Consider the following 11,493-nt stretch of genomic DNA (forward strand, 5'->3'; position numbering starts at 1 on the left):
CGATGTTGAAAGTTGACGATCTGACCTTGCATTACAGCGCCTCGCAAATCCTATGGGGTGTGTCACTGGAGGCGCGTTTGGGCGCGGTCACAGCCGTTATGGGCACGAATGGCGTGGGCAAGACATCGCTTTTGCGCGCGATTGCGGGCCGCCACCCCTATTCAGGTGGCACGATCACGCTGGATGGGCAGGCGCTCGATCACCCCACAGCGGCACAGGCAGCAAAGGCGGGCATTGCCTATGTGCCGCAGGGGCGCGAAGTGTTCCCGCTGCTGACGGTGACGGAAAACCTGCAAACGGGTTTTGCCTGTCTGCCGCGCAGTGAGCACAAGATCCCGCCCCGTATCTATGAGCTGTTCCCGGTGCTGGAGCAGATGAAGAACCGGCGCGGCGGCGATTTGTCGGGCGGGCAGCAGCAGCAGCTTGCCATCGCGCGTGCCCTGATCGCGCAGCCCAAGGTGCTGTTGCTGGATGAGCCGACCGAGGGCATCCAGCCCAATATCATCAAGCAGATCGGCAAGGTGATTGAGCTACTGCGCGAGGAAGGCAAAATCGCCATCGTGCTGGTCGAGCAGTATTTTGATTTTGCCTATGGGCTGGCGGATGAATTCTGTGTGCTGAATCGGGGCGAGGTTGTGTTGTCCAAGCCTTCCAATGCTGTGACCAAGCAGGAAATACTGGAACGCGTGTCGATCTGAGGGGCTTGGGTGACGGTATGATTTGCACCAAGCGCGGAACAATGGCCGAAGGCCGCCGCGACTCAAAGGGCCGCCCACGGGCACGGCGATTTGGCTGCCACCAGCGTACAGAACTGATCTTTCGAAGATTTGGCCAGCATAAAGCGCAATAAAGCTGATCGAAGATCGCCGCACTGCGGCCCGACGCTGCGCGGCTTCTTGCCCGGTGCCGCTATGTCTGCATGATACCGCAAAGCTGTCCACCGCGACACAGCCATAATTGTTGTGGCTATGTTGAAGGGGAGGTTGGGCAGTGCCCGAACAGATAAGATGTGTATGCAGTAAGGTGCCAGCCCCTTACGCGCGCGGGTCCGCGATCACGTCCTGACGCTGCTGGCCAAGCCCGTCTATTCCCAACTCGACCACATCCCCGGGGGAAAGGTAGCGCGGTGGTTTCATCCCAAGCCCGACACCCGGCGGTGTGCCGGTCATGATGATGTCACCGGGATGCAGGGTAAAGAACTGGCTGAGATAGCTGACCAGAAACCCCGCGCCATAGACCATTGTGGCGGTGCTTCCATCTTGCATCTTGTCGCCGTTGACATTCAGCCACAGCCGCAGGTTCTGCGGGTCCGGCACCTCGTCGCGGGTGACAAGCCATGGCCCGACCGGCCCGAAATGGTCCGAGCTTTTGCCCTTGGTCCATTGCCCCGACCGATGCGCTTGCCAGTCGCGTTCGCTGACATCATTCCCGATTGTATAGCCGGCGATATGGGAAAACGCGTCGGCCTGCTGGACATAGCGCGCCTGTGTGCCGATGATGATGGCAAGCTCAACTTCCCAATCGGTTTTTCTGGACCCGGCGGGAATGATGATCGGGTCATTCGGCCCGCATAGCGCCGAGGTTGCCTTCATGAAGGTGATCGGTTCTGGCGGGACTTCGGCGCCGGTTTCGGCAGCATGGTCGGAATAATTCAACCCGATGCAGATGACCTTGCCAGTGCCGCCGACACAAGGGCCAAGCCGTGCATCCTCGGGCACTTTCGGCAGTGTTTCGGGGTCGAGTGCGCGCAGCATGGCAAGTCCTGCATCTGACAGCACCGGCCCTGCAATATCCGGCACCAGCCCCGACAGATCACGCGCCGTGCCCGAAGCATCCAGAATGCCGGGCCTTTCCTGCCCCGCTGGTCCCCATCGCAGCAGTTTCATGGCTCTCTCCCCCTCGGTCATTCCTGCCGCATATGCATAGCCGCGCCAGAGCAGGGCTGCAATGCGCAGCCCTGTTTTCCGGTGGATCAGCGCCCGCGGATGCGTGGGTCCAATGCGTCGCGCAGCCCATCGCCAATGTAATTGACGCTAAGCACTGTGAGAGAGATCAGCAGACCGGGCCAGACAACCCGCGCGGGGTACTGCTCGATCCAGTCGCGCCCTTCATACAGGATGCGCCCCCATGTCGGGAAATCCGGGGGAAAGCCAAGCCCGAGAAAGCTGAGCGCGGATTCCGTGATGATGGCGCTGGCAATGCCCAATGTGGCCGAAACCATGATCGGCGACAGCACATTGGGCAAGACATGGCGGGTATTGATGCGCAGTGAAGGTGTGCCGATAGAGCGCGCGGCCAGCACATATTCGCGTTCTTTCAGCGCCAGCACATCGCCACGCACAATGCGCGCGGTCTGCATCCAGCTTGTGATCGCAATGGCAAAGCAGATCAGAAAGAACACACCGATGGATTCGCCAAAGGTCCGCGCAAGTGTGTCACGAAACAGCGCCACAAGGATCAGCAGCAAGGGCAGCAGGGGCAGGGCCAGAAACAGGTCGGTCAGGCGCATCAGCGGGCTGTCGAGCAGTTTGAAATACCCCGCCAGCACACCGATCAGCGTGCCAATTACCAGCCCAAGGAACATTGCGACCAGCCCGACCGCAACCGAGATGCGTCCCCCATACATCAGCCGCGCCAGCAGATCGCGGCCCAACTGGTCGGTGCCCAGCGGATAGTCCCAGCTTGGGCCCTGATTGCGCATCCGTATGTTTAACTGGCCCGGATCAACCTGCCAGATCATGGGGCCGACCAGCACAAACAGAATGATGGAGACAAACACCGCAAGCCCGGCCAGCGCGCCGCGATGGGTCTTGAACTGGTCCCAGACATCCCACCACTGGTTGCGGGGCGGGCGAAAGGCTTCGTCGGGGTTCAGCGGTTTGGCGGCGTCAGTCATAGCGGATCCTCGGGTCAAGGATGCCATAGAGGACATCGGCAATCAGGTTGAACAGCACGATCAGGATGGCGAAAATAAAGGTGATGGTCTGCACCATGGGCCAGTCGCTGACATAGATCGCGCGGATGAGTGCATCGCCCAGACCATTCACGCGGAAAATCTGTTCGGTGATGATTGCCCCGGTAAAGACGGTGGGAATGCCAATGGCGATGACGGTCACAACCGGGATCATGGAGTTGCGCAGCACATGAACCAGCACCACGGTTTTTTCACCCAGCCCCTTGGCGCGGGCGGTGCGCACATAGTCCTGATTAAGGTTATCGAGCATCGAGGCACGCATGAAGCGGCTGATCTGGCTGGCGTTGAACAGGGCCAGCACCGCGACGGGCATGGCAATCTGTTTGGCCTGAAAGACAAAACTGTTCCAGTCGCGCACGACATGGGTGGTGTCATACATGGACGGGAACCAGCCCAGCCAGACCGAGAAGATCAGGATGAAAACCACACCGGTAAAGAAGGTGGGGACAGAAAAGCCGATCATGGACACGAATGTCCCGGCCTGATCGAACCAGCTATACTGGCGATAGGCAGAAATAACGCCGATGGGCAGTGCGATCAGGATGCCGAACAGATAGCCCAGCCCCACGACCCATAGCGTCTGCGGCACGCGCTGCACCAGAATATCGCCAACAGGTGACCGGGTCTGCCAAGACAGGATGCGCGGCCCTTCAGGGGCAATGTCCCAGCCGGTCAGACCTGCCAGAATATGCAGCGGTTCTACAAAGCACATCATGTAGAGCCATTTGAAATAGCGCACCATGACCGGGTCGCCCAGCCCCAGTGACTGGCGGATCTGTTCGCGCACTTCCAGCGGGATGGTCAGCGGCAGGCTGCCGGTCGGGTCGCCCGGTGCCATATCCAGCATCAGGAACACGATCAGGCTGATCACCAGCACTGTCGGGATGGCAAAGGCCAGTCGGCGCAGCGTGTAGGAAAGCATATACTCTGCCTCGGTCAGTCATGACGACCTGCCCCGCACAGGGCGGAACAGGTCAGGTATCAGTGACGGATCATTCCTCGATCCGGTACCATTCGGCCTGATTCCAATGCTCGGAATCCCAGACATTCATGACAATGCCGCCAACCGTGGTCGAGGCTGCCGAGACGCGGCCGCGTGCGACCAGTGGCAGATGCGCATAATCCTGCACGAACATGTCATTCAGCGCGATGACCAGTTCCTGACGGCGATCCGGGTCCGCCTCGCGGTTCAGTTCGGCCCAGAGTGCGTCATATTCCTCGTTGCAGTAGCGGTTGATATTCTGACCCTGCCACTGGGTTGAAGGCTGTGGTTCGCGGCCACAACGGCGCTGTTCCAGATGCGGTGTCGGATCGGTCCCTTCAAAGAGCGAGGCATACATCTGCACATCCGCGAAGAACTTCAGATAGGTGTCATCGCTGCCGGGGTCAGAGCCGAAGAAAACGCCCGCATCAATGTTGCGCAGCCGCGTATCCACCCCGATTTCACGCCAATCGGCCTGAATGAGCGCCTGAAAGTCCTGACGCACAGCGTTGGTGGATGTCTGGAACAGCAATTCCAGACGCTGCCCGTCTTTCACGCGGATGCCATCCGCGCCGCGTTCCCAGCCGGCTTCGTCCAGCAATTCATTGGCGCGGTCAATGTCCTGCACAAGGCAGTTGTCATTGTTCGGTGACGCCATTGCGGGCGGCGCGACGATGAAGTTACAGGTTGCCATGCCCATTGGGCCAAAGCCGATTTCAGTCAGCAATTCGCGGTCAATCGCGCGGCTGAGTGCCTCGCGCACGCGGATATCCGACAGGATCGGGTGCGGATGCGCGCGGGTGCCACGTTCATCGGGCGGCAGATCGGGGGATGGATCGGTGAAGTTCAGCTCGATCCGTTCCATCAGCGGGCCGAAATCAACCAGCAATTCGCCGCGTCCGCCCGCTTCCATCTGCTCGATCACTTCGGGGGCAAGTTGCAGGTTCCAAGCATAGTCCATCTCGCCTGTCTGGAACACGGCGCGCGCAGCACCCGTGGCATCCCCGCCACCGGCCCAGGTGATCGTTTCGAAATAGGGCTGGGTTGGCACGCGGTAGTTTTCATTGGCCACAAATTCGATCACGTCATTGGGGCGGAAGTTCGACACCACATATGGGCCGGTCCCGATGGGCGCAAAATTCGCATCCGTGCATTCGGGTGCGCGTGCGCCAAGGCAGTCCTGAAACTGCGCCTGCTGGATAATGACCGACCCTGCACCCACGAAAGGCAGATAGGGGTTTGGCGTGACATCTTCGAAATGCACTGTGATCGTCAGATCATCCACAGCCTCGACCCGCTCGATCCCGGCAAAGCGGTCGCGGTAGGAACAGCCACCTTCTGGATGGGTGCAATATTCATAGCTGAATACAACATCGGCCGAGGTGACGGGCGTGCCATCGGACCACAACAAACCTTCGGTCAGGGTCCATGTGATGGATTTCAGATCCTCTGACACGCCGCCGTTTTCCAGCGTCGGGATTTCGTCAACCAGCCAGGGTGAAAGCTCTCCAAGGTTGTCAAAGCGCGCGAGTGGTTCAAGCACCACAGAGGCCGCGTTCATTTCCTTGGTGCCGCCCGACAGATAGGGGTTCATCGTGGACACGGCTTGCCAGTAGATGATGTTCAGGTTGCCGGATGAGCCGCGCTCGCGTTCGGCCAGCGCCATGGCCGGGGCCATCGCAAGTGCGGCGGCGGTGCCCAAAAGGGCTACTCTGGTTTTCATGCGTCTTCTCCTTGTTGGTTGCACTCGTACCTCGGGGCGCCGGTTTCTCCGGCGTCGTTATACAGATGGCAGGCCGTAAAATGGCCGGGGGCCAATTCGCGGTATTCGGGGTCGATCTGGCGACAGATATCCATGACCTTTGGGCAGCGCGTGCTGAAATTGCAGCCCTTTGGCGGGTTCGATGGCGACGGCACATCGCCCTTCAGGATGATCCGTTGCACACGCGCCTCGACCTTTGGGTCGGGGTCGGGCACCGCTGACAGCAGCGCTTCGGTATAGGGGTGGCGCGGGGTGGCATAAAGCGCGTCGCGCGGGGCGAGTTCGACAATCTTGCCCAGATACATGACCGCTACACGGTCTGCGATATGGCGCACCATCGACAGGTCATGGCTGATGAACATATAGGTCAGGCCCAGACTGTCCTGCAAATCTTCCAGCAGGTTGACGACTTGCGCCTGAATAGACACATCCAATGCGGCAATCGGTTCGTCACAGATGATGAATTTGGGGTTCAGCGCCAGCGCCCTTGCAATACCGATGCGTTGACGTTGCCCGCCGGAAAACGCGTGCGGGTAGCGGTTGGCAAAGCTGCGGTTCAGCCCGACCGCATCCATCAATTCATAAATGCGTTCCAGCTTCTTGGCTTTTGACCAGTCGGTGTGTTCGTCCAGTGGCTCGCCGATGATTGCGGCCACGGTCATGCGCGGGTTCAGGCAGGCTTGGGGGTCCTGAAACACCATCTGCATGGTCGGACGCATCTTGCGCAGCGCGCTCTGGCCTTTTGCGCCGATCTCGACCCCGTCAATCTTGATCGTCCCGGCGGTGATATCGTAAAGCCGCAAAACCGCGCGCCCGCATGTGGACTTGCCACACCCGGACTCGCCTACAATGCCCAGCGTCTCGCCCTCATAAATGTCGAAACTTACGCCATCGACAGCTTTTACATCGCCCGTGTGGCGGCGCAGAATGCCGGTATTGATGGGGAAATACATCTTGAGGTCGCGCACCTCGACCAGTTTGCGCTGTTCAGCCATTACGCGCCTCCCCTGTCTGATGGTCCCAGAAGCAGGCGCTGTCATGGCCCTCGGCGACTGTATATCGGGGCGGGTTCTCACGAGAGCATCGGCCAAATGCATGCGCGCAGCGCGCACGGAAAGGGCAGGCCGTTGGGTGCTGTGACAGCATGGGGGGCTGCCCTTCAATCACGTTCAGCTTGGGCGCGCGTTCGCCGCGCACGGAGGGAACAGTGGTCATGAGGGCGCGTGTGTAGGGATGGGCGGGATTGGCAAACACCTCTCTCACGGGGCCGTATTCCGCAACTTGTCCGCCATACATGACCATCACCCGGTCGGCGATACCAGCAATCACGCCCAGATCATGTGTGATCCAGATAATTGCCATGCCCAGTTTCTGGCGCAGGTCCTTGACCAGTTCCAGTATCTGGGCCTGGATCGTCACATCCAGCGCGGTGGTGGGTTCATCCGCGATCAGAACCTTGGGGTCGCAAGCCAGTGCGATGGCGATCATCACGCGTTGGCGCATACCGCCTGAAAACTGATGCGGGAAATCGCCCAATCTGCGCGCTGCATCTGGTATGCCAACCAGTTCCAGCAACTCGACCGCGCGCTGTCGGGCGCGCGCCTTGTCCATGCCCATATGCTTGCGCAGCGGTTCCATGATCTGAAAGCCGACGGTAAATACGGGGTTGAGCGAGGTCATCGGGTCCTGAAACACAAAGCCGATATCGCGCCCGCGCAATTCCTGAAGTTTGCGCTGCGACATTTTCAGCAGATCATTGCCCCCGAACTGCACCGACCCTGCGCGCACTTCAGCCGGCGGCGAGGGTAGAAGGCCGATCAACGACATCATCGTGACGGATTTCCCGGACCCGGATTCACCCACCACCCCCAGCAACTCGCCGGGCCGCAAGTCGAAGCTGACCGAATTCACTGCATGAATATCGCCCGCGCGTGTTGCAAATACAGTTTTGAGGTTCTGCACTTGCAGAACTGACGAGCCGGTTTCCGGCATGAACTCTCCCTGAGTTTATTTTTTGCTGCGGTTAACCCGCTTTGGGCAACTGTTGGCGATTTTCACTATAGCGGCAAGAAAAAATTTTAGCGTTACCATGTTCTGTCACGCGGTTGCCTTTTGCGAGCAAGGGTTTGTTATTGAGCATGTTTGCAAGAATTGCCTTTGAATTATGCGTGTTTTGCCGACTATTGAGTCGAAATTATTGAAAAGATTTCTGTAGTTCTATCAGCAAGAATTTGCTGTGTCGTGCTAAAATTACGGGCAGAAATTTGGCCTGCATAAGCTTAAGGCTTGATTTGATGTATTCTTGATAATAAAATAATATTCCTGTAGCGCATATTAAGGGAGCGCGAACCATGCTTGATGATCCCTATCCAAAGGTCCGCCCCGGCCCGCCACGTGCAAGTTCGATAACATCGCCGCGCGTCTTTTCGCTGCCACCGGGGACAGAGCGGTATGTGGTCGCAGGCGCGGGCGCAGTACTGGTCCCGGTCTGGGCTGGTGACACATTGCGGGTCCGAAATGATGAAGGCGGGCAGGTGTGCGAAATTCTGGCCGCTGACAATAAGGGCCGGGTCGATGCTGACATTATCGGCGCGACAGCAAATGCACAGGCTTTGGGGTTGCAAGCGCTTCTGGACAGCGCGGACAGTTCCTTGCGCGGGTTGCGCATGGGCATTGAGTCGCGGAACATAAATCTTGCTGCGGCCCCGGTTCTGCGCCTGTTTGAAGACACAACCCCGGCGGGCACGGAAGAGGAGTTCCGCATCTCGCGCGATGGTGTGGCGATCATTGCGGCCCCCGGTGGCGCTATGGATTTCGAGCGTCAGGACACCGCCACCCCGCTGACAGTCATCATCACACGCGCTACCCTCAAGCCGCATGTGCGGTTCGAGTTGCCCGACCCGCTGGCCAACCCGCTGGCAGAGGTCAGGGTGCATTCGGCCACGGCAGAGGCCTATTTCGTCAAGGCGGGTGACTATATCCAGATTCTGGATGTGGATGGCCGCCAATGCACCGATTTTCAGTGTTTTTCCGCGCGCAAGCTGGACAAGGGCCTTCAGCACCCGCTGGATGTGACCACCACACGCACCCTGATGGGCCATGCCTATCCCATGCCGGGGCTGCACGCGAAATATTATGACCACGACATGGAGCCGCTGGTCGAGGTGGTGCAGGACACCTGTGGGCGCCATGATGCCTTTGCGATGGCCTGTGCTGCGAAATATTATGATGATATCGGCTATCCGGGTCATGTGAATTGCACTGACAATTTCAACGCGGCGCTTGCCCCCTTTGGTGCCGACCCGCGACCGGGCTGGATGGCGATCAATTTCTTCTTCAATACCGGGCTGGATGAGCATGGCGTGCTTTACACGGACGAGCCGTGGTCGCGCCCCGGCGACTATGTGCTGCTGCGCGCGCTAACCGATCTGGTTTGCGTCAGTTCCGCCTGCCCCGATGACACCACACCCGCGAATGGCTGGAACCCGACCGATATTCACATCCGCACCTATAGCGGCAAGGAAACCTTCACGCGGGCCATTGCCATGCGCGCCACGCCTGATTCGGAGCCAAAGATGACCAAGGAAACCGGCTTCCATGCCAGCTTTGCCAAGCATACCGGCAATTTTATCGAGTATAACGGATACTGGCTGGCGAATTCCTTTGCCGGGACCGGCGCGGTAGAGGAATACTGGGCTTGCCGCCAGAAGTCGGTCATCATGGATCTGTCGCCCTTGCGCAAGTTCGAGATTACGGGGCCGGATGCGGAAGCGCTGTGTCAGTATATCTTTACCCGTGATGTGCGCAAAATGTCCGAAGGTGGCGTTGTTTATACCGCCATGTGTTACCCGCATGGCGGGATGATCGACGACGGCACGCTGTTCCGGCTGGGCCGTGACAATTTCCGCTGGATCGGCGGCAATGATTATGGCGGCGAATGGATTCGTGAGCAGGCCGAAAAGCTGGGGCTGAAAGTGCTGGTGCGGTCTTCGACCGACCAGTTGCACAATGTCGCGGTACAAGGGCCGGAAAGCCGCGATCTGTTGCGCAAGATCGTCTGGACCGCACCGCATCGCCCGACATTCGACCAGTTGGGCTGGTTCCGGTTCACGCCAGCGCGTCTGCACAGCCATGACGGTGTTCCGATCGTTGTGTCGCGCACCGGGTATACGGGCGAATTGGGCTATGAGGTGATGTGCCACCCCAAGGATTGTGCGGCGGTGTTCGACGCGATCTGGGACGCAGGGCAGGACCACGGCCTGAAACCCTTTGGGCTGGAAGCGCTGGATATGGTGCGGATCGAGGCCGGGCTGATCTTTGCCGGGTATGATTTCTCGGACCAGACCGACCCGTTCGAGGCAGGCATTGGCTTTACCGTGCCGCTGAAATCGAAAACCGATGATTTCATCGGGCGCGATGCGCTGATCCGGCGCAAGGAAAACCCGATGCACAAGCTGGTGGGGCTGGATATCGACAGCAATGTCGATGTCGGGCATGGCGACCCCGTCCATATTGGCCGCGCACAGGTGGGCGAGGTGACATCTTCCATGCGCTCGCCGCTACTGGGCAAGAATATCGCGCTGGCGCGGCTGGACGTGGCCCATGCAGATCTGGACACCGAGGTTGAGATTGGCAAGCTGGATGGTCATCAGAAACGCTTGCCCGCGCGTATCGTGCCTTTTGCCCATTACGACCCGAAGAAAGAGCGCCCGCGCTCTTAGAACAGCAGGCGCGCGCATGTCACAGGCACCTTTGATCGAACATATCGGTGGCGAAAACGCAGTGCGCGCCCTTGTCGAAACCTTTTATGACCTGATGGAAAGCCTGCCCGAAGGCGCGCATCTGCGCCTGTTGCATGAACGCGGGCAGGGGATGAACAATGCCCGATCCGAGCAATTCGCCTTCATGTGCGGGTTTCTGGGCGGGCGGCGCTACTATGCTGAACGTCATGGGCATATGAATTTGCGCGAAATTCACGCCCATGTGCCGGTCAGGCACGAAGATGCTGAAAACTGGCTGATATGCATGGACCGCGCGCTGTCAGATTGCGGCCATTCCGGGCCAGAGGTGGATCGCCTGCGCGGAGCGCTGCGCCGCGCAGCGTTGCGGCTGGTCAATGATCTGGGAGAATGGGGTGTGCGCCCCGAAAGCGCTCCAGTCTGATTGACGCATCTCTAGCGCGTCACTTGTGCATGTTAGTGTTTGCCACCTGACACAAGATACCCGATGAGTGCTTTGGGGGCGTTGCGGACATTCAGTTGCGCGGAATCGAGGCCGAAGGCCGCCGCGCATCGCCGGGCCGCCCCCTCGGCACGGCGATTGGGCTGCCACCAGCGCATAGATTTAAACTTTCGCGGATTTGGCCAGTATAAAGCGCTACAGATTATGCGTTAGATCGCCGCACCGCGGCCCGGCGCTGCGCGACTTTGCACCCGGCGTCGCTACGTCCGCAAACTCCGCATAGCCGCCCCACGCGACAGCATCACATGTGGCGCGGGAACCATTCGTCAGATGGCGAACATTAGCTAGTCGCGGTTACGATTCGGGCAAGGCTGATCACTCGCAAAGCCTGAGGGGCAAAAGCGCGGTGCGTTCAGACCAATTTCAGCCCAGTTTAAGTTGCTGAAGTGATGAAAACTACGCCAAAACTTGCCTAGCAGTAAAATATTTTTCTTTAAGTATTGATTTTGGGGGGCTGTTTCGGTCAACCTGTTGCAAAGGTGGCGCTGACGCCTGACCAATAGAAACCAAAACAGACCAAAACGAACCAAACAG

The 11,493-nt window shown here is 59.0% G+C and carries 9 protein-coding genes; 3 read left to right on the forward strand and 6 right to left on the reverse strand.

The window, feature by feature from the left end; translation table 11 throughout:
• The first annotated feature begins 2 nt into the window (after positions 1-2).
• Complete coding sequence (urtE, locus tag EV660_RS09750; RefSeq protein ID WP_071479696.1) at positions 3-698, forward strand: urea ABC transporter ATP-binding subunit UrtE; 696 nt, start codon at positions 3-5, stop codon at positions 696-698.
• A gap of 336 nt (positions 699-1,034) precedes the next feature.
• On the opposite strand, the gene EV660_RS09755 is transcribed toward urtE, so the two are convergent.
• The 6 genes from EV660_RS09755 to EV660_RS09780 all read right to left on the reverse strand — a co-directional run bounded on the left by EV660_RS09755 (position 1,035) and on the right by EV660_RS09780 (position 7,710).
• Positions 1,035-1,886 carry a fumarylacetoacetate hydrolase family protein gene (locus EV660_RS09755; RefSeq protein ID WP_071479695.1) on the reverse strand — a complete coding sequence of 284 codons (852 nt, stop codon included), beginning with the start codon at positions 1,884-1,886 and terminating at the stop codon, positions 1,035-1,037.
• An 86-nt stretch (positions 1,887-1,972) separates the two neighbouring features.
• Positions 1,973-2,896 (reverse strand): ABC transporter permease, encoded by a 924-nt coding sequence (locus tag EV660_RS09760; protein ID WP_071479694.1) that lies wholly within the window; start codon positions 2,894-2,896, stop codon positions 1,973-1,975.
• Positions 2,889-3,896: an ABC transporter permease gene (locus EV660_RS09765; RefSeq protein WP_071479693.1), complete on the reverse strand. Its 1,008-nt coding sequence runs from the start codon at positions 3,894-3,896 to the stop codon at positions 2,889-2,891. The genes EV660_RS09760 and EV660_RS09765 overlap by 8 nt, the downstream gene beginning before the upstream one ends.
• Positions 3,897-3,966: 70 nt before the next feature.
• Entirely contained in the window at positions 3,967-5,679 is a 1,713-nt protein-coding gene (locus EV660_RS09770) for a peptide ABC transporter substrate-binding protein (protein ID WP_071479692.1), read from the reverse strand.
• Positions 5,676-6,713 (reverse strand): ABC transporter ATP-binding protein, encoded by a 1,038-nt coding sequence (locus tag EV660_RS09775; RefSeq protein ID WP_071479691.1) that lies wholly within the window; start codon positions 6,711-6,713, stop codon positions 5,676-5,678. The genes EV660_RS09770 and EV660_RS09775 overlap by 4 nt, the downstream gene beginning before the upstream one ends.
• Positions 6,706-7,710 (reverse strand): ABC transporter ATP-binding protein, encoded by a 1,005-nt coding sequence (locus EV660_RS09780; protein WP_071479690.1) that lies wholly within the window; start codon positions 7,708-7,710, stop codon positions 6,706-6,708. Before EV660_RS09780 ends, EV660_RS09775 begins: the two co-directional genes overlap by 8 nt.
• A gap of 359 nt (positions 7,711-8,069) precedes the next feature.
• Between EV660_RS09780 and EV660_RS09785 the strand changes: the two genes are divergently transcribed.
• Positions 8,070-10,439: a trimethylamine N-oxide demethylase gene (locus tag EV660_RS09785; RefSeq protein WP_071479689.1), complete on the forward strand. Its 2,370-nt coding sequence runs from the start codon at positions 8,070-8,072 to the stop codon at positions 10,437-10,439.
• A gap of 16 nt (positions 10,440-10,455) precedes the next feature.
• The gene (locus tag EV660_RS09790; protein ID WP_071479688.1) at positions 10,456-10,881 is read left to right on the forward strand and encodes a group II truncated hemoglobin; all 426 of its coding nucleotides are present in this window, start codon (positions 10,456-10,458) and stop codon (positions 10,879-10,881) included.
• The last annotated feature ends 612 nt before the right edge of the window (positions 10,882-11,493 follow it).

It is taken from the genome of Roseinatronobacter bogoriensis DSM 18756, assembly GCF_004366635.1.
Lineage (GTDB): Bacteria > Pseudomonadota > Alphaproteobacteria > Rhodobacterales > Rhodobacteraceae > Roseinatronobacter > Roseinatronobacter bogoriensis.

Coding starts and splice junctions, on each gene's coding strand:
- EV660_RS09775 (WP_071479691.1), bottom strand. CDS start 6,713: ATGGCTGAACAGCGCAAACTGGTCGAGGTGCGCGACCTCAAGATGTAT.
- EV660_RS09780 (WP_071479690.1), bottom strand. CDS start 7,710: ATGCCGGAAACCGGCTCGTCAGTTCTGCAAGTGCAGAACCTCAAAACT.
- EV660_RS09760 (WP_071479694.1), bottom strand. CDS start 2,896: ATGACTGACGCCGCCAAACCGCTGAACCCCGACGAAGCCTTTCGCCCG.
- EV660_RS09790 (WP_071479688.1), top strand. CDS start 10,456: ATGTCACAGGCACCTTTGATCGAACATATCGGTGGCGAAAACGCAGTG.
- EV660_RS09770 (WP_071479692.1), bottom strand. CDS start 5,679: ATGAAAACCAGAGTAGCCCTTTTGGGCACCGCCGCCGCACTTGCGATG.
- EV660_RS09765 (WP_071479693.1), bottom strand. CDS start 3,896: ATGCTTTCCTACACGCTGCGCCGACTGGCCTTTGCCATCCCGACAGTG.
- EV660_RS09755 (WP_071479695.1), bottom strand. CDS start 1,886: ATGAAACTGCTGCGATGGGGACCAGCGGGGCAGGAAAGGCCCGGCATT.
- urtE (WP_071479696.1), top strand. CDS start 3: ATGTTGAAAGTTGACGATCTGACCTTGCATTACAGCGCCTCGCAAATC.
- EV660_RS09785 (WP_071479689.1), top strand. CDS start 8,070: ATGCTTGATGATCCCTATCCAAAGGTCCGCCCCGGCCCGCCACGTGCA.